18 protein-coding genes are annotated in these 18699 nt (G+C 41.4%); 11 read left to right on the top strand and 7 right to left on the bottom strand.

Going from position 1 to position 18699, the window contains the following annotated elements; translation table 11 throughout:
- The first annotated feature begins 161 nt into the window (after nucleotides 1-161).
- From AAZR19_RS02500 to lepB, 4 genes are all read left to right on the top strand, one after another.
- Nucleotides 162-917, top strand: coding sequence for a DeoR/GlpR family DNA-binding transcription regulator (locus AAZR19_RS02500; RefSeq protein ID WP_024424739.1), 756 nt, complete (start codon nucleotides 162-164; stop codon nucleotides 915-917).
- Nucleotides 914-1825, top strand: coding sequence for a 1-phosphofructokinase (gene pfkB / locus AAZR19_RS02505; protein ID WP_041108833.1), 912 nt, complete (start codon nucleotides 914-916; stop codon nucleotides 1823-1825). The genes AAZR19_RS02500 and pfkB overlap by 4 nt, the downstream gene beginning before the upstream one ends.
- Before the next feature lie 13 nt (nucleotides 1826-1838).
- Nucleotides 1839-3731: a PTS fructose transporter subunit IIABC gene (locus AAZR19_RS02510; RefSeq protein ID WP_041108835.1), complete on the top strand. Its 1893-nt coding sequence runs from the start codon at nucleotides 1839-1841 to the stop codon at nucleotides 3729-3731.
- A 211-nt stretch (nucleotides 3732-3942) separates the two neighbouring features.
- Nucleotides 3943-4515 carry a signal peptidase I gene (gene lepB / locus AAZR19_RS02515; RefSeq protein ID WP_029706712.1) on the top strand — a complete coding sequence of 191 codons (573 nt, stop codon included), beginning with the start codon at nucleotides 3943-3945 and terminating at the stop codon, nucleotides 4513-4515.
- Nucleotides 4516-4578: 63 nt separating this feature from the next.
- Here lepB and AAZR19_RS02520 read toward each other — a convergent pair whose 3' ends face one another.
- Nucleotides 4579-4854: a hypothetical protein gene (locus tag AAZR19_RS02520; protein WP_041108837.1), complete on the bottom strand. Its 276-nt coding sequence runs from the start codon at nucleotides 4852-4854 to the stop codon at nucleotides 4579-4581.
- A gap of 143 nt (nucleotides 4855-4997) precedes the next feature.
- Here AAZR19_RS02520 and AAZR19_RS02525 point away from each other — a divergent pair, with 143 nt between their 5' ends.
- Entirely contained in the window at nucleotides 4998-6617 is a 1620-nt protein-coding gene (locus AAZR19_RS02525) for an ABC-F family ATP-binding cassette domain-containing protein (RefSeq protein WP_024426884.1), read from the top strand.
- A 227-nt stretch (nucleotides 6618-6844) separates the two neighbouring features.
- Here AAZR19_RS02525 and AAZR19_RS02530 read toward each other — a convergent pair whose 3' ends face one another.
- From AAZR19_RS02530 to mreBH, 3 genes are all read right to left on the bottom strand, one after another.
- Entirely contained in the window at nucleotides 6845-8077 is a 1233-nt protein-coding gene (locus AAZR19_RS02530) for an aminopeptidase (RefSeq protein WP_434702225.1), read from the bottom strand.
- A gap of 108 nt (nucleotides 8078-8185) precedes the next feature.
- Nucleotides 8186-8317: a protein YkpC gene (locus AAZR19_RS02535; protein WP_003210922.1), complete on the bottom strand. Its 132-nt coding sequence runs from the start codon at nucleotides 8315-8317 to the stop codon at nucleotides 8186-8188.
- 74 nt (nucleotides 8318-8391) lie between these two features.
- Nucleotides 8392-9399 (bottom strand): rod-share determining protein MreBH, encoded by a 1008-nt coding sequence (gene mreBH / locus AAZR19_RS02540; protein WP_024424745.1) that lies wholly within the window; start codon nucleotides 9397-9399, stop codon nucleotides 8392-8394.
- A gap of 276 nt (nucleotides 9400-9675) precedes the next feature.
- On the opposite strand from mreBH, the gene AAZR19_RS02545 reads away from it, so the two are divergent.
- The 5 genes from AAZR19_RS02545 to ade all read left to right on the top strand — a co-directional run bounded on the left by AAZR19_RS02545 (nucleotide 9676) and on the right by ade (nucleotide 14949).
- Complete coding sequence (locus tag AAZR19_RS02545) at nucleotides 9676-9954, top strand: AbrB/MazE/SpoVT family DNA-binding domain-containing protein (protein ID WP_024424746.1); 279 nt, start codon at nucleotides 9676-9678, stop codon at nucleotides 9952-9954.
- A gap of 144 nt (nucleotides 9955-10098) precedes the next feature.
- A complete protein-coding gene (locus tag AAZR19_RS02550) occupies nucleotides 10099-11409 on the top strand; it encodes an ATP-binding protein (RefSeq protein ID WP_326148649.1) in 1311 nt (436 codons plus the stop codon).
- A 4-nt stretch (nucleotides 11410-11413) separates the two neighbouring features.
- Nucleotides 11414-12250, top strand: coding sequence for a gamma-glutamylcyclotransferase (locus AAZR19_RS02555; RefSeq protein WP_434702229.1), 837 nt, complete (start codon nucleotides 11414-11416; stop codon nucleotides 12248-12250).
- A 37-nt stretch (nucleotides 12251-12287) separates the two neighbouring features.
- A complete protein-coding gene (locus AAZR19_RS02560) occupies nucleotides 12288-12956 on the top strand; it encodes a potassium channel family protein (RefSeq protein ID WP_008345123.1) in 669 nt (222 codons plus the stop codon).
- Nucleotides 12957-13218: 262 nt separating this feature from the next.
- Nucleotides 13219-14949, top strand: coding sequence for an adenine deaminase (gene ade, locus AAZR19_RS02565; protein WP_434702231.1), 1731 nt, complete (start codon nucleotides 13219-13221; stop codon nucleotides 14947-14949).
- A gap of 92 nt (nucleotides 14950-15041) precedes the next feature.
- Here ade and rnjA read toward each other — a convergent pair whose 3' ends face one another.
- Both rnjA and AAZR19_RS02575 read right to left on the bottom strand, forming a co-directional pair.
- Complete coding sequence (gene rnjA, locus AAZR19_RS02570; protein ID WP_012009818.1) at nucleotides 15042-16709, bottom strand: ribonuclease J1; 1668 nt, start codon at nucleotides 16707-16709, stop codon at nucleotides 15042-15044.
- Between the two features lie 5 nt (nucleotides 16710-16714).
- A complete protein-coding gene (locus AAZR19_RS02575) occupies nucleotides 16715-16924 on the bottom strand; it encodes a DNA-dependent RNA polymerase subunit epsilon (protein WP_008345114.1) in 210 nt (69 codons plus the stop codon).
- A gap of 397 nt (nucleotides 16925-17321) precedes the next feature.
- Here AAZR19_RS02575 and AAZR19_RS02580 point away from each other — a divergent pair, with 397 nt between their 5' ends.
- Nucleotides 17322-18101 carry a Cof-type HAD-IIB family hydrolase gene (locus tag AAZR19_RS02580; protein WP_024426890.1) on the top strand — a complete coding sequence of 260 codons (780 nt, stop codon included), beginning with the start codon at nucleotides 17322-17324 and terminating at the stop codon, nucleotides 18099-18101.
- A gap of 38 nt (nucleotides 18102-18139) precedes the next feature.
- On the opposite strand, the gene def is transcribed toward AAZR19_RS02580, so the two are convergent.
- Nucleotides 18140-18697, bottom strand: a complete 558-nt coding sequence (gene def / locus AAZR19_RS02585) for a peptide deformylase (protein WP_024424751.1) — start codon at nucleotides 18695-18697, stop codon at nucleotides 18140-18142.
- Nucleotides 18698-18699 lie beyond the last annotated feature (2 nt).

Raw genomic sequence — 18699 nt, forward strand, 5'->3', positions numbered from 1 at the left:
TTTTTCAGTTTACAAATGGTACATATAAAGGTAAGATGACCATGGTGAAAGATTTTGATAGTTATTGAATGTATTTGATTGTTTTGTATTGATAATGTTGAAAAAAGCGATTACAATAAAGGTGCGCGCAAAATGAATACGTTTTCAAAAGGGGTGTTCTCATGTTAACACCGGAAAGACATCAACTCATTATCGACAGCTTAGAAGAAAATGATGTCATTAAAATACAGGACTTAACGATGATGACGGATGCGTCTGAATCTACAATTAGAAGAGATTTATCAGCCCTTGAAGAAAAAGGATTTCTTAAAAGGGTTCATGGAGGAGCAGCCAAGATTTCGAGTATTCGCCTTGAACCAGATGTATTTGAGAAATCTGCCAAAAACCTTCAAGAAAAGTCATTGGTAGCAGAGGCAGCGGCATCTCTTTTAAAACAGGGCGACTGTATTTATTTAGATGCAGGTACAACCACACAGCAAATGATTGAATATATCGATCCAGATCAAGATATTGTCGTGGTGACAAACGGTGTGATGCACATTGAAGCACTCATGAGAAAAGGCATTACCTTTTACTTGATAGGCGGATCAGTGAAACATCGAACAGGAGCCATGGTGGGAGCCGCAGCTCTGACAGCGATGGAAAATTATCGTTTTGACAAAAGCTTTGTTGGGACAAACGGCATTCATCCTGAGGCGGGTTTTACAACACCTGATCCAGAGGAAGCTCTCATGAAAAAAAGAGCCATGAAACAGGCGAAAAAAACCTACATCTTATCAGATGCCTCGAAGTTTGGCGAAATATCGTTTTCAGCCTTTGCTAGTTTACAGGAAGCCACCATTATCACAAACGACGCAAAAGAGGATTCATTCGATAATTACCATGAAAAAACGGTTATAAAGGTAGTGAAAACATGATTTATACAGTTACTTTAAACCCATCAGTTGATTACATCGTACACGTGGAGGATTTTGCAGTCGGCGGTTTAAATCGTTCAACCTATGATCAAAAATATCCAGGTGGTAAAGGAATCAATGTCTCAAGGCTATTAAAACGTCACGGTGTTGAATCAAAAGCACTTGGATTCATTGGTGGATTTACAGGCAAATATATTCAAGATTTTTTACAGAACGAACAATTACAAACAGCGTTTCACGAGGTGTCAGAAGATACAAGAATCAATGTGAAACTAAAAACAGGTGAAGAGACAGAAATCAACGGACTCGGCCCATCAATTACTGAAGCGCAATTTGAGTCTTTTCTATCTCAATTTTCTTCACTGACTGAAGGAGATGTCGTGGTTTTAGCTGGCAGCATTCCTTCTTCATTACCTCATAACACATATGAGCGCATTGCTGAAGTTTGCAAAGAGCAAGGTGTAAGAGTTGTTCTTGATATTTCTGGCGAAGCGTTAAAAAAAGCAGCAGACATGAAACCGTTCTTAATGAAGCCAAATCATCATGAGCTTGGTGAAATGTTTGAGACGAGTATTTCATCAGCAGAAGAAGCAATTCCTTATGGGAAAAAGCTGTTAGAACAAGGTGCTGAACATGTCATCGTCTCCATGGCTGGAGATGGCGCCCTCTTATTCAGTAAAGAAGGAATCTATCAGTCCAATGTTCCAAATGGAACGCTCGTTAATTCAGTTGGAGCAGGAGATTCAGTCGTTGCAGGGTTTTTAGCCGGCGTTTCAAAAGGCCTTTCAATTGAAGATTCATTTAAGCTTGGTGTTACTTCAGGAAGCGCTACAGCCTTTTCTGAGGAGCTTGGCACAAAAGAGCTTGTTGACACACTATTACCACAAGTAAAAGTCACACGCATTTAAAGGAGGAGTCATCATGAAAATTACAGAACTACTCACGAAGCATACCATTAAGCTTCAATTAAACAGCCAGCAGAAAGAAGGAGTCATTGAAGAGCTGGTCACTGTTTTAGATACAGCAGGCAAGTTAAATGATAAAGAGGGCTACAAAGAAGCTGTGATCAATCGTGAAAAACAGAGCTCTACTGGTATTGGCGAAGGAATTGCCATCCCGCATGCTAAAACAGCAAGTGTAAAAGAGCCTGCCATTGCATTTGGCCGCTCAACTGCTGGCGTTGATTATGAATCACTAGACGCGCAGCCGAGTCATCTTGTCTTTATGATTGCCGCAACTGAAGGCGCAAACAACACGCACTTAGAGGCACTTTCTCGTTTATCCACACTTCTTATGCGTGAAGAAATTCGAAAGCAGCTCCTTGAAGCGGCGACTGAAGATGAAATCATTGAGATCATCAATACACATGATCAAGATGATGAAGAAGAAGAGGAAGTTCAAGAGGAGCCGGCAGCAGAAGGAAAACCTGCTAAAATTTTAGCAGTAACAGCTTGCCCGACAGGCATTGCCCATACATTTATGGCAGCAGATGCTTTGAAAGAAAAAGCAAAAGAAATGGGCGTTGACATTAAAGTTGAAACAAACGGCTCTGGCGGTATTAAACATGCCCTTACAGCAAAAGAAATTGAAGAAGCACCAGCCATCATTGTGGCAGCGGACAAGCAAGTAGAAATGGAACGCTTTAAAGGCAAGCATGTCATTGAAGTCCCTGTAACAGCTGGTATTCGCCGTCCACAGGAATTAATTGAAAAAGCAATCAATCAAGATGCGCCGATTTATAAAGGTTCAGGCGGCAGTTCTTCTAAAGACGAAAATGAATCATCTGGCAAAGGAAGAAGCGGATTTTACAAGCACTTAATGAGTGGTGTAAGTAACATGCTTCCATTTGTTGTCGGAGGCGGTATCCTTGTTGCGATTTCATTCTTCTGGGGCATTAACTCAGCAGATCCTAAGGACCCTTCATTTAATTCATTTGCAGCTGTCTTAAAAGGAATTGGCGGCGATAATGCACTTGCCTTAATCGTTGCGGTATTAGCTGGATTTATTGCCATGAGTATTGCAGATCGTCCAGGTTTTGCGCCAGGTATGGTCGGTGGTTTTATGGCGTCAGCAGCAGGTGCAGGGTTCTTAGGCGGATTGATTGCTGGTTTCCTAGCAGGTTACATTGTTGTGCTGCTCAAAAAAGTATTCACATTCGTACCGCAGACACTCGACGGGATTAAACCGGTTCTGCTGTATCCATTGTTCGGTATTTTCTTCACAGGCATTATCATGCATTATATTGTCAACACACCAGTGAAAATGGTGATGGACGGATTAACACATTGGCTTGAATCATTAGGTACGGGAAACCTTGTCTTAATGGGTATTATTTTAGCTGGTATGATGGCAATTGATATGGGAGGCCCAATTAACAAAGCGGCTTACACATTTGGTCTTGCGATGATTGCTGCTGGCAACTATGCACCGCATGCTGCAATTATGGCAGGCGGAATGGTACCACCACTAGGTATTGCACTTGCAACAACGATCTTTAGAAATAAGTTTTCAAAACGTGACCGTGAAGCAGGGATTACATGTTACTTCATGGGAGCTGCCTTCATCACGGAAGGAGCAATCCCATTTGCGGCGGCAGATCCTCTTCGTGTGATTCCTTCAGCTGTTATTGGTGCAGCAGTTGCTGGCGGATTAACGGAATTCTTCAGAGTGACGCTTCCTGCACCGCATGGCGGACTATTTGTTTTCTGGGTAACAAATCATCCAGTTCTTTATATCATCAGCATCTTAATCGGTGCCGTTGTGACAGCGATTTTACTGGGTATTTTGAAAAAACCAGTTAGGCAAGAAGCGTAATGCAGATGAGAAGCATCGTGTAAAACGGTGCTTCTTTTTGTTTAATTATCAGTGAATTAGGAAAAAATATCTAATTAGATGGTTGTCTTGTGAATTTTTAATTGACATATGATAAAGTAAAGTTATTCAATTCACGTTTCAAGTCTTTTAGCAGAAAGTCTTAGGAGGAAGCAGTATTTTGAACGAAGAAAACAAACAAAACGAAAATGACATTCAATCTGATGCGAAGCAAGCCAAAACAGAGAAGAAAAGTTCACTGTTTGAATGGATCAAAGCCATTTTAATCGCACTTGCGCTCGTCTTGCTCATCCGTACGTTTATATTTGAACCGTATGTGGTGGAAGGAGAGTCAATGGAACCGACCCTTCATGACGGGGAAAAGCTGTTTGTCAACAAAACCATTAATTATCTCGGTGGTGTGAAACGCGGTGACATTGTGATTATTAATGGAAAAGATGGTCAGAAGATTCATTATGTCAAACGATTGATCGGCCTTCCAGGTGATACGATTGAAATGAAGGATGATACGCTTTACATTAATGGTAAAAAAGTAGATGAGCCTTATTTAAAAGAGAACAAGGCGCATGCGAAAGAGTATGAAGTGCATTTAACTGGAGATTTTGGTCCAGTGAAAGTACCGAAAAACGATTACTTTGTAATGGGGGACAACAGACTCAATTCCATGGACAGCCGAAATGGACTTGGCCTCATTGAAAAGGATCGGGTTGTCGGGACATCAGAATTTGTTTTCTTCCCATTTGGCGATATTCGACAGACAAAATAAAAGCACCTTCTCATGGGCAAGAGAAAGGTACTTGAACGAGCGACCCTTACAGAAGGGTCGTTTTTAATTTGGTGTGAGCACCGTAACAATGATTACAATCGCAAGAACAGAAGCGAACACAGATCCGGTAATGGCTAAAACGGATCGAAACAATCCGATCTTTTGGTTTTCTTTTCCCCGCTTTTGTAAAAAGCGTTTGGAAAAGATGTGGACCAGTGTGTAAATGAGGACAAGCCCAATATAAAGCCCAAAGTCCCTCGCATTAAAGCCTGTTGCAGATAAATAAATGCCCATAAAGAAAATCAATAAACAGTATTCCAACAGTGTGAGTAATCTCAAATCGCCCGAACTCCTTCAATCAATCATTCCCGTTTATTATATCATAATAGACAAAAAGCCTTCGTTCTTAGCGAGAGACGTTTCTATCAAACGTTATTCATGTTATACTTCATAATGATGAATGAGTGATGGAGGATTAATAAATGATTGCAGTAAATAATGTTAGTTTGCGCTTTGCTGATCGTAAACTATTTGAAGAAGTAAATATTAAATTCACTCCTGGCAACTGTTACGGATTAATTGGTGCCAATGGAGCTGGTAAATCAACGTTCCTAAAAATTCTTTCTGGAGAAATTGAGCCTCAAACGGGCGATGTTCATATGAGTCCTGGCGAGCGTTTAGCGATTTTAAAACAGAACCACTTTGAATACGAAGAGTTTGAAGTGCTGAAAGTCGTCATCATGGGTCACAAACGTCTATATGATGTGATGCAGGAGAAAGATGCGATCTATATGAAACCTGATTTCTCAGATGAAGACGGGATTCGTGCAGCGGAGCTTGAAGGTGAATTTGCCGAATTAAACGGCTGGGAAGCTGAAAGTGAAGCAGCAATCCTATTAAAGGGTCTTGGCATTCCAGAAAGCCTTCAATCGAAGAAAATGTCTGAGCTTGGCGGTTCTGAAAAGGTAAAAGTACTTTTAGCTCAAGCTTTATTTGGCAAGCCTGACGTTCTTCTTCTCGATGAGCCGACGAACCACTTGGACTTACAAGCAATCCAGTGGCTCGAAGAGTTCCTCATTAACTTTGAAAATACCGTCATCGTCGTTTCGCATGATCGTCACTTCTTAAATAAAGTATGTACACATATTGCGGACCTTGATTTCGGAAAAATCCAAGTATACGTCGGTAACTATGATTTTTGGTATGAGTCCAGCCAGTTAGCGCTGAAACTAAGCCAAGAAGCGAATAAGAAAAAAGAAGAACAAATTAAGCAGCTTCAAGAATTCGTTGCCCGGTTTAGTGCGAACGCTTCTAAATCGAAGCAAGCGACATCAAGAAAGAAATTGCTTGATAAAATCTCTTTAGATGACATTAAGCCGTCTTCACGTAAATATCCGTATGTTCATTTTGCGCCAGAGCGTGAAATCGGAAATGATGTCCTTCAAGTAGAAGGTCTATCAAAAACAATTGACGGTGTAAAAGTACTGGATAATGTCAGCTTTATTATGAACCGCGAAGATAAAATTGCGTTCTTAAGCCGTAATGAGCTTGCTGTGTCCACATTATTTAAAATCCTTGCTGGTGAAATGGAGCCAGACAGCGGATCATTTAAATGGGGCGTCACAACGTCACAAGCCTTTTTCCCGAAAGATAATAGTGAATACTTTGAAGGAAATGACGTTGATCTCGTTGATTGGCTCCGTCAATATTCTCCGAATGATCAAAGCGAAAGCTTCCTGCGTGGTTTCTTAGGACGTATGCTTTTCTCTGGGGAAGAAGTGAAGAAAAAAGCAAGTGTCTTATCAGGAGGAGAAAAGGTTCGTTGTATGTTATCAAAAATGATGCTGTCTGGAGCGAATATTTTGCTGCTGGATGAGCCAACGAACCACTTAGACCTAGAATCCATTACAGCGCTGAATAACGGTCTCATGAGCTTTAAAGGAGCCATGCTCTTCTCATCTCATGACCATCAGTTTGTTGAAACAGTCGCAAACCGGATTATCGAAGTGACGCCAAATGGCATCGTCGATAAACAAACAACATATGATGAGTTTTTATCAGATCAAGACATCCAAAAAAGACTTGAAGAGCTTTACGCATAAATAAAAAAGACATCCATAGGATGTCTCAGCGTGTAGACAAACCCTCGCATTCGGTGTCAGGTCTGCGCTCCAGTACTCACGAATGTCAAATTCGCTCCGTTCTGGTGCTCGCCCTTCCTAGACTGCAAAGGTTTTCTATACGCTGAAAAGAAAACAAAGGGCTAAAATAAAGATCATTTTAGCCCTTTGTCTTCAATCTGAGACATCCATAGGATGTCTTTTTTTGATTAAATCGCCCAGTTTCCATTTCGAAAGATCGGTTCGTGTTTCCCGTCTTTTGTGATTCCGTCAATATTCATTTCCTTTGAACCAATCATAAAATCAACGTGTGTAATACTGCTGTTCACACCCGCAGCATCCAATTCCTCTCGTTTCATTTCTTTTCCGCCTTCGATATTAAACGCATATCCGCTGCCGATGGCAAGGTGATTTGATGCATTTTCATCGTAAAGTGTATTGTAATAAAGAATATTTGAGTTAGAAATTGGTGAATCATCTGGTACGAGGGCAACCTCACCTAGATAATGAGAGCCTTCATCTGTTTCAACGAGAGATTTTAAAATATCTTCGCCTTCTTTTGCTTTCACATCCACAATCCGGCCATTTTCAAAGGTTAATGAAAACTCATCAATGATGTTTCCAGCATAGCTGAGCGGCTTTGTGCTTGAGACTGTCCCGTTTACACCGTCTTTTTTCGGTACGGTAAAGACTTCTTCTGTCGGCATGTTGGCCATGAACGAGACTCCGCGTTCACTTACGCTGCCAGCACCTACCCAAATATGCTGCTCTGGAAGCTCGATCGTTAAGTCTGTGCCCGGTGCTTCATAATGAAGCTTGTGGTAGTGGCGTTCATTGAGTATTTTGACCTTTTCATTTAATGACGCATCGTGCTTTTTCCAAGCCTCAACTGGATCTGTTTGATCAGCGCGTGCGACTTTAAAGATTTGATCCCACAATAACGTGACAGCTTCTTCATCTGTATGATCAGGGAAAATCTTTTTCGCCCATTCTTTTGATGCAGCACCTACGACTGTCCAAGCGACTTTGTCAGATTGAACGTATTGACGATATGTATGTAGTGCTGAACCAGCAGCTTTTTGCTGTGCAGCGATTTTTTTCGAATCAATGCCTCGCAAAAGGTCAGGGCTTTCTGACAGGATGGTAATAAAAGCGCCTCCGTGTTTTGCGATGGTTTCCATCATCTGTGCTTCCCATTCAGGGAATTGCTCAAATACATCCTGTGGCGCATGTTCATACTTTAAACGGGTGAGAACACCATCACTCCAGCGGATATGTACGTTTTTCGCCCCGCGCTCATACGCGTGTTTCGCTACAAGACGAACAAGATGTGCAGATTCAGTAAATGCCGATACAACGACTTCCTGCCCCTTTTGTACATTCACACCGACTTCAACGATGGTCTTCGCATATTGATCTAGTTGTTTTTCAAATGAACTCATAAAAAAACCCTCCTTTAGTCATGTTCATCATATCAGATTTATGACCGAAAAGGAAAATGGGGAGCCCGTTTAAAGCCAAAATAAAAAAGCCGCTTTTGGGCGGCTTTTTTAGCGGTTCAGTTGTTTCACAGGCTGTGCATTAGAAGGCGGCATATGTGAAAACGACAGGCTCATTCCTCCTAAAATAATACCCGTTAAAATGACTGTGACAACGACCCGTTTACCTAAATCAAGCAACATGTTCTTCCTCCTTCACGTTTATCCATTTCTCACGATATGATCGAAATGACAAAAAAAGAAGTAGAACAAGAAGATTATTTTAAAGTTTTTTGCAATTTGTCGATCACTTCTAATGAACGACCTGTTCCAATTGCAACAGATTCAAGGGGATTGGCTGCAATATGGACTGGAACCACAATCTCTTGAGAAAGCCATTCTTGTATTCCATTTAAAAGAGCGCCTCCGCCAGTTAAAATGACGCCGCGGTCTACAATATCTCCGCTTAGCTCTGGAGGGCTGTCCTCTAGTGTGGCACGGATCGCTTCTAAAATATGAAGAAGTGATTCTCGCATGGCGCCTTGAATTTCATGAGAGACAAGTGTGATCGTTTTTGGCAGACCTGTCACAAGGTCGCGACCGCGCACTTCTAATGATTCAGGCTCATGTTCAATGAGACCATACCCAATTTCCATTTTCACCTGCTCGGCCGTCCGTTCGCCGATTAATAGGTTATATTTCTTTCTGACAAACGTAATGATATCTTCATCCAGCTGATCGCCGCCAATTCGAATCGAATGACAAGAGACAACGCCGCCAAATGAAATGATCGCAACTTCTGTTGTTCCGCCGCCAATATCGACTACGACGTTCGCAACAGGCTCGTCTACCGGAAGATCAGCACCGATTGCAGCTGCAACAGGTTCTTCAATTAAATGCACATGTTTTGCTCCGCAGTTTTTCACAGCATCGCTGATGGCGCGGCGCTCAACAGCTGTTGAACCAGAAGGTGTACATACAACGACAGTTGGCTTTCTGAAGGTAAACCCGATATTTTTTCCTGCTTTTTTCATGATTTGTTTAAGTAAATCTGTTGTCATATCATAATCAGCGATGACACCGTCTTTCATCGGACGGATCGCAACAATTTTTCCAGGTGTTTTCCCGATCATTTCTTTTGCTTCTGATCCGACGGCAAGTACAGTCTTTGTTTCTGTATCGACTGCTACGACGGAAGGTTCATTTAAAATAATTCCCTTATTTTTACTATAAACCAATATGTTAGCTGTTCCTAAATCAATTCCAATTTCGGCATTTTGAAACATGTTTTCACCCAATCTCTATTTTTGCTGTTTTAAACAATTTTACATTTAAAAGTTCAGAGGGTTGATGTCATTTGTGGGGGTTTGTGATCACCTTGAAATGAATCTGTAAAATTCAAGTATCATTTTGACAATCACAATAAATTTTCCCTTTGTTTTTTCTTTTATGAAAAAAATTTTTATAGAGGAGAAACCTTTTAAGAATCTCTTACGTCTACGATATATCAATTGGTGAAAAACAGATTGATCTTGAGCTAATGAAAGAAAGAGGGAACGAAATTGAAATCTATCGGAGTCGTAAGAAAAGTAGACGAACTAGGGCGTATTGTGATGCCAATCGAATTGAGAAGAGCACTTGATATCGCTATTAAAGACAGTATGGAATTTTTTATAGATGGAGATAAAATCGTCTTGAAAAAATATCAGCCAGAGGGCGTTTGTCTCATGACTGGTGAGATTACATCAGAGAACCATGAATATGGAAATGGTCAAATTACATTAAGCGCTGAAGGCGCAGAACTGCTGTTAAAAGAGCTGCAAGAAGCTCTTCAGAAGTAATCAAATAGCCTGCTCTCTTCCTTAGTGCTGAGAACAGGCTATTTTTTCTTTAAAAAAGTTCCTTAAAAATGCCCCATCTCCCTCAAAAAATAAGTGGAAAATGGTACAATTGACAAAGAATCTCAGGGCGGCAGGTGGAATCATTTGAACAAAACATATCAAGTGCGGATCGTGTTATCTGTTCTTGCATTTATCTTAATCATAAGCTGGGATTTCTTTTATTATGTAGGCGGCTATCAAATTAATTGGCCGCTCGATCTAGCCTTTACAGTCGTTGTGTTAGCAGGGATCTGGGTTGTCTCAGGATATGTAGACCGCTTGAATTTACTTGTGTCAGATCTAAATAAGAGAGAAAAAGAAGCACACAAGCTGACAGAGCGGCTGAATCGAATTACAGATAACTTGCAAGAAATTGTCTTTGAAACAGATGAAAAAGGGCACATCATCTTCTTAAATCAAGCATGGAAACAAATGACCGGCTATGATATAGATGAATGTCTAGGTACGATGTACAATCAGTACTTTGATCAAGAAGAAAGAGTTATTCAGCATTTGTCATCTGTCATCAAAGAGCATAAAGATTCAGGGCGGATCGAGCTGCAGCTTCTTCATAAAGAAGGGAAGAAAGTATGGGGAGACGTTCATTATAAGCTCTACTTTGATGAGCAGCACCAGTTTACTGGAGGTATTGGAACAGTTGCAGATATTACAAAACAAAAGCTGGCAAAGCTTGAGCTTGAAAAATCAAATCAACAATTGCAAATGCAGGCGCAAAAGCTGGCCGTTGCAGGACAAATAGCCGCTGGAATCGCCCATGAAGTCAGAAATCCGCTGACCTCAGTAAACGGCTTTTTGCAGCTGATGAAAACGCAATATCCTGAAAGAACCGATTATTTTGACATTATCTTTTCCGAAATTAAACGGATTGATTTTGTTTTAAGTGAGCTGCTTGTACTGGCAAAGCCGCAGTCGGTCCAGTTTCAAGAAGTTCAGCTTCATGCACTGTTAGAGCAGGTCATTACATTGCTAAAAACCAATGCAGTCCTTTCGAATATTGATCTCAAACAGCCATTTAAAAAGCAGGATGCCGGCGCTATATTAGCAGACGCTAACCAAATGAAGCAGCTGTTCATTAATTTAATCAAAAATGCCATTGAGGCTATGCCTGAAGGCGGCAGTATATACATATCAACAGAAAAAGTGATGAACGAATGGAAAATTACCATTCAAGATGAAGGAAAAGGGATGTCTGAAGAGGATATTCAGAAAATATATGATCCTTTCTTCTCCACAAAAACAGAAGGGACGGGACTTGGCCTCACCATCTGTGCAGCAATTTTAAAAGATCATCACGGTAGGATGGATGTGGTCAGTGAGCTGGGAAAAGGTACAGCTTTTCATATCTATTTACCTGTGTGGCAAAAATGCAGACAGCAGCAAGGCGAGAGGACGTGATTTCATGAAGGCGAAAGCTTTATTTGTATATGGGACGCTTCTGCAGCATGAAGAGCACCACGAGACGTATATGAAAGAAAGCAGGCCATTAGCTAAATCAGCTTGGATCAGCGGCAGAATCTATGATACAGGTCAAGGATACCCTGCGTGCGTTCCAAAAGAGAAAAGCACAGTATATGGAGAATTGTACGAGGTAACCGCAAGCACGCTGAATAAGATAGATTTACTTGAGGAAGGGTATGACAAGCAGGCGGTCGATGTCATGACAGACAAAGGGCCGGTGGCGGCTCTTACATACACTTTACCAAAGCAGAAGGCATCATCGCTGAAGGAGATCGAGAGCGGCTGCTGGAAGGAATATAGAATGTGGCAGCAGCAGCCGGCATCCTTCTATTATTTTGCCTATGGCTCCTGTATGGATGATGCAAGATTTAAACTGGCGGAAGTTGATCATTATTTTAAACAAATCATCGGCGGCGGTGCTCTGAACGGCTTTACAACTAGATTTACATTGGTAAGGCCTGATGGATCAAGAGCCGATATGGTAGAAGACGGCGGAGAAACAGAGGGCGTTTTATATGAGGTTCCTTTTAATGCCATTCGATATTTGTACAAACGAGAAGGCGTCTATGAGGGCACATATCGTCCAGCTTTTGTCGATGTCAAAATAGGTGATCAAATATATGAAGACTGTTTAACCTTTCTAGTTCTTCAAAAGAGCGAAGAAATTGCTCCGCCAGGTCATTACCGCAGTGAAATTGAAAAAGGAGCAGATCTTTATTTAAGTGAAGCATTCCGCAAAAAAATTCGCTTGCATATGGATTCGTTAATCAAACCGTAGTAAAATGCATGGTAAGTGAGATAAAAGGAGTCTGAAGATGAAAAAGGAATATGCAGTCATTGGTCTTGGGCGTTTTGGCGGAAGTATTTGCAAGGCGCTGAGCGAAGAAGGACTTGAAGTCATGGCCATGGATATGAATGAAGATCGAGTGAACGAATACGCGAAAATTGCCTCACATGCGGTGATTGGCGATTCGACGGACGAATCTGTTTTAAAAAATCTCGGTATCCGCAATTTTGATCATGTCATCGTTGCGATTGGTGAAAACATTCAGGCCAGTATTTTAACGACGATTATGCTGAAAGAGCTTGGCGTCAAAATGGTCACAGTAAAGGCGCAAAACGACTATCACGAAAAGGTACTAAATAAAATTGGGGCTGATCGCATCGTTCATCCAGAGCGGGACATGGGCAGACGAATTGCACATAAAATCATCTCCAATAACGTATTAGATTATCTTGAGCTGTCAGATGAGTACAGCCTCATTGAAATCGTGGCCAACAGCAGGCTTGCAGGGCATTCTCTTTTAGATCTCGATATTAGAGCGAGATATGGCATTAATATTGTGGCGATTAAGCGTGGGAAAGAAGTGATTGTTTCACCGCTCGCAGATGAAATGATTCAAAAAGAAGATATTCTGATTGTCATTGGGGCAGTTGCCGATATCGGACGCTTTGAAAAACGAGAAATGCAGAACGATTATTAAACACTCCTGGGCGGGGTGTTTTTTAATATGATTGTGTACACATGAGGTGGACAGTGAAGAGGAAAGAAGACATTTAAAAGGGGTGTTTTGTTCTGCATAAACAGCTAAAGTCAATCATCATATTTTTCATGCAATTATCACTATTCAGAAATAAAAATCAGTCTTTTTATCTGGATGATTTTCTCTAAATGTCATTGACTGGGCAAACAGATTCGTTTAGGATAAGAAACATTATATTGTTTACTTGGAGGAGGCAGTGTCGTTGGATAAGGAGCTTTTCAGACATCAAATTGAGGTAGCTGCAAAGAGAAAAAAAGCAGCCCTAGTGATTAAACATGCGAAGGTTATGGACGTGTTTAACCAGGAATGGCTAGACGCTGATGTCGCTGTTGAAAATGGACAAATAGTAGGGATTGGAGAGTACGAGGGAGAACAGGAGCTGGATGCAGCAGGTCAAATGCTTATACCCGGTTTTATTGATGGCCACGTTCATATCGAGTCCTCTATGGTTACTCCTGCTGAATTCTCCAAAGCTGTCGTCCCGCGCGGTGTGACAACTGTCGTAACAGACCCGCATGAAATTGCCAATGTGTCAGGGATCACAGGCATCCGTTTTATGCTGGAAGAAGCGAGAAAAGCTGCCTTAAATATTTATTTCATGCTGCCATCCTGCGTACCGGCAGTTAGTTTTGAGCGATCAGGTGCTGTTTTAAAAGCGAAAGATTTAAAGCCTTTGTATCAAGAGAAAGAGGTTCTTGGTCTTGCCGAGGTGATGGATTACGTCGGTGTGGAGCAGGCAGAAGAAGATATGCTTCAAAAGCTGCTTGATGCTCAAAATGAGAATAAATTGATTGATGGCCATCTAGCAGGCTTAACAGGCCGTTTAATAAACGTTTACCGCACAGCGAGTGTCCAAACAGATCACGAGGTGACAACAGCCGGCGAAGCCCTTGAACGTGTAAAACGAGGCATGTATGTCATGCTGAGAGAAGGCTCTGTTGCCAAAAACGTGAAAAACGTTTTACCAGCTGTGAATGAAAAGAATGCGAGACGCTTTTTCTTTTGTACCGATGATAAACATTTAGATGATTTAATGGCTGAAGGAAGTATTGATGAACAAGTACGTATGTCTATAAAAGAAGGATTAGACCCATTTTTAGCGTATCAAATGGGAAGTTTAAACGCAGCGGAGTGTTTTGGCCTCAAAACAAAGGGAGCCATTGCGCCAGGCTTTGATGCTGATTTTATGCTTGTCTCTGATCTTCATCAAGTAGACATCACCAGCGTATTTATTGCAGGAGAATTGGTGGCGCAGCATGGAGAGTACAAGCCAAGTGTCGAAAAAATTGCACCGAGTCCAGCCTTATTACAATCTGTTCATGCTATAGACGTTCAAGAGCAGGATCTGGCTCTGCCTATCACAGCTCATCAAAAAATGAATGTCATCCGCATTATTCCGAATCAGCTAGAAACAAAATTAGAACAAATCTCTCCTTCAGAAACGAACGGACAATTCACTAGTGATAAAGATAGAGATGTATTAAAAATGGTGCTTGTCGAACGTCATCAAGGCTTATCTGAAATGGGGATAGGGGTTGTCAGCGGCTTTGGATTAGAAAAGGGCGCAATTGCAACAACGGTTGCACATGATTCTCACAATTTAATTGCGGTTGGCACAAATGATGCTGATATCGTGAAAGCCATTGACGCGTTAAAAGAAGCAGGCGGCGGTTTGACGGTTGTCAAAGAGGGCCAGACTCTTCATACACTGCCATTACCGATCTCTGGTTTACTTTCAGATCAGCCGGCACATCTTGTAAATGAAAGCCTTCATGCACTCCATGAAGCGTTGAAAGAAACAGGCTTTACTTTAGATTTTAATCCATTTTTAACGCTGTCCTTCTTGGCACTCCCAGTCATTCCTGATGTGAAAATGACGACAAAGGGTTTGTTTGATGTCAGAAGCTTTCAGCATCTCCCAATTCAATCATAAAAAGAGAGAAACCGCATATGTATATATGCGCTTTTTTCAATGAATGGTGAAAAAAAGAGACACAAGCCGCTTGGCTGTGTCTCTTTTTGTGATTACACTTCCATAATAATCGGTAAGATCATTGGACGGCGTCTTGTTTTTTCATAAAGGAAAGGTGCAAGGGTGTCAGTAATTTCGTTCTTAATTTCAGACCACTGAGTTGTCTTACGTTCCATTACTTTTTCAAGATGCTTTGAAATTAGATCCTGTGCATCGTTGATCAGGTCTCCAGATTCTCTCATGTAGACAAAACCTCTTGAGATCAAATCAGGACCAGCAGAGATTTTGAATTCTTTCATGTCCATGCTGACGACCACAATAACAAGGCCCTCTTCAGAAAGAATGCGGCGGTCTCTTAAAACGATGTTTCCGATATCGCCAATACCGCTTCCGTCGATATACACGTTGCCTGATGGAATTTTGCCAGCGACACTTGCTTCGTCACCTTTCAGTGCAAGAACTTCACCGTTATCCATGATAAAGCAGTTTTCCTCAGGGATGCCGCAATCATTCGCAAGTTTGATATGCGTTTTTTGCATGCGGTATTCACCGTGAATCGGCATAAAGAATTTTGGTTTAATTAAACGGAGCATGAGTTTTTGTTCTTCTTGTCCGCCGTGACCAGATGTATGAATATTATTAAGCGAGCCATGAATGACCTCGGCGCCGGCACGATAAAGCTGGTTAATGGTGCGGCTTACGCTAATATTGTTACCTGGGATTGGTGAAGACGAGAAGACAACAGTGTCTCCAGGGTTAATAGAAATCTGGCGGTGAGTACCGTTCGCAATACGAGAAAGAGCTGCCATCGGTTCACCCTGGCTCCCAGTACAAAGAATTGTCACTTTGTTTGCTGGAAGGCGGTTGATTTCATTATGTTCAATAAACGTGTTTTTTGGACATTTAATATAGCCAAGATCTTGTCCAATATCAATAGCAGACTCCATACTGCGTCCAAATACAGCGACTTTTCTGCCGTTGGCAACAGCAGACTCAATCACTTGCTGAAGTCTGTGAATGTTTGAAGCAAACGTGGCAAAGATGATGCGTCCATCGACTTTTCTAAAGATGTCATCAATGCTTTCACCTACGCGTCTTTCAGACATCGTAAATTCTGGGATTTCACTGTTTGTACTATCAGATAAAAGACAAAGAACGCCTTCTTTTCCGATCTCAGCCATTTTGGTTAAATTGGCAGGCTCGCCAACAGGAGTAAAGTCAAACTTGAAATCACCTGTATGTACGATGTTACCAGGAGGTGTCTTGACGACAATTCCATAAGAATCTGGAATACTGTGTGTCGTTCTAAAGAAAGACACAGCTGTTTTTCTAAATTTAATGGTATCTTCTTCTTCAAAAATATGAAGTTTTGTTTGTCTCAAGAGACCATGCTCTTCCAATTTATTACGAAGTAGGCCGATTGCGAGTTTGCCGCCGTAAACTGGAATATTCACTTGCTTGAGAAGGTAAGGGATACCGCCGATGTGGTCTTCATGTCCGTGAGTGATGAAAAGACCTTTGATTTTATCTTCGTTTTTAACTAAGTACGTATAGTCAGGGATGACGTAGTCAATTCCAAGAAGCTCGTCTTCAGGAAACTTAATACCTGCATCAATTAAAATGATTTCATCTTGAAATTGAACGCCATACGTGTTTTTACCGATCTCGCCTAAACCGCCGAGCGCAAAAACTGCCGCCTGATCGTTTTTAACAAATTTCATTCCTCTCATAGCTCCAATACTTTAAAATTTTCACTTTCTCGTTCATAGTCTAAAAAAGCACCGTCTACAGGCTGAATGAATTCAATGTTGTAGTTATGTTTTTTCAACTTATCGCGTACGTCTCTTTCAGAAACCGCTTCAACGTATAGTGAATCTGTGTGTTCTCTTACAGGTACCTCAGTAGTACTTGCCTGAAAAAATACCTTATATATCATCCAAATCTCTCCTTAAATACCGTATGTTACACTCGCTTATTCTATTATATTAAAAAAACGCGCATAAGAAAAGTCTCTGAGAAAAAAGGACCTTCGGCAAATGTGCGGAAGATCCCTTTAAGCAATCGATTTTTTGCGAAGCATGTCCTTCCATTGTCTTCGAATTTTCTTACGCAGACGACGAAGCATCACATGCCGCCTCCTTTCGGGTTGAAGTAAGCTTAACCAGCGTGTTCCGGTCTCTCTATATACTTGTATTATATGATGTTTCTATTGAATGTTACATGGTTATATGTGGGAAATAGGCGCTTTCAAAAGGAATTGGTTTCGAAAGCTGAAATCTTTCTGTATGATGAAAGGGAGTGTATATACATAACGAAAGGCAGGAGGGCGAGATATGAATAAAAAAGTCATCTTTTTTGATATCGACGGTACTTTATATGATCATGATAAAAATATACCTGAGTCAACGAAGCGAGCGGTTCATTTATTAAAAGAAAAAGGTCATCATCTCTTTATTGCATCTGGGCGTTCTCCTTTTCTGATTCGGCCCATTTTAGAAGAATTAGGGCTTGACTCATTCATTGCTTATAACGGTCAGTATGTCATGTATGAGGGAGACGTTATTTACGGTAATCCGCTGAAGCAGGAGCTGATGGAGCGGATTTATGAGACAGCGGATCGTCATGATCATCCACTCGTTTTTATGGGAGAAGAAACGATGAAGGCGTCTGTGCCGAATCATCCGTTTATCCATGAAGGAATCGGTACTTTAAAAACAGAGCATCCTGAGCACGATGTATCTTTCTTTAAAGAAAACGACATTTTTCAAATGCTGTTATTTTGTAAGGCAGAAGAGGAAGTGGAGTATAAGGCATTCCGCGAAGAAATTGACCTTGTCAGATGGCATGAGCTGTCAACAGACGTTCTGCCAAAAGGCGGATCAAAAGCTGAAGGAATCAAACGAGTCATCGAAAGACTTCCTTACGATCAAAAGGATACCATTGCCTTTGGAGACGGACTGAATGATAGAGAAATGATTTCGTTTGCTGGAACAGGTGTGGCGATGGGAAATGCTGTGAGTGAACTGAAAGCATTGGCTGATTTTGTGACAAAGCCAGTAGATGAGGACGGCATATTCCATGCAGTGACCCAGCTTGGCCTCATTGAAGAATAAAAAAGAAGACCCTTAGATCGCCGGGTCTTCTTTTTATGTTATGATCTGCCGATCGCAACAGAGTTTTCTGGCTCAGCGAACGGCTGATCCTTTTGGATATGATCATAAAACATAATGCCATTTAAATGGTCAATTTCATGCTGAAAGACAATGGCAGGGAACCCTTTTAGACGGATATCAATGTCCTCTCCTTCAAGCGTAGTGGCCTTGACCCTGATTTTTTGATATCGAGGAACAAATCCAGGGATGGCTTCATCAACTGATAAGCAGCCTTCACCAGTCGCTAAATAAGCTCTTTTGACTGAATGACTGACAATACGCGGGTTGAACAGAGCATAGCTGTATTCTTCTCCGTCTTCATCCTCACAGTGAACAGCGATCATTCGTTTACTAATATTGATTTGCGGAGCTGCCAATCCAACGCCGGGTCTTAGTCCATATTTTTCAGCAATGTCAGCATCCTGACTGTTTTTGACGAATTCGATCATGTCAGCTAATTGCTGTTTTTCCTCTTCTGTCGGCGGGAGCTCGACCGCTTCAGCTGTTTGTCTTAAGACGGGATGTCCGTCCCTTACGATATCATCCATGGTAATCACAA

The sequence above is a fragment of the Bacillus sp. Je.9.29.b genome (assembly GCF_051129925.1).
In the GTDB taxonomy this organism is placed as follows: domain Bacteria; phylum Bacillota; class Bacilli; order Bacillales; family Bacillaceae; genus Bacillus; species Bacillus safensis.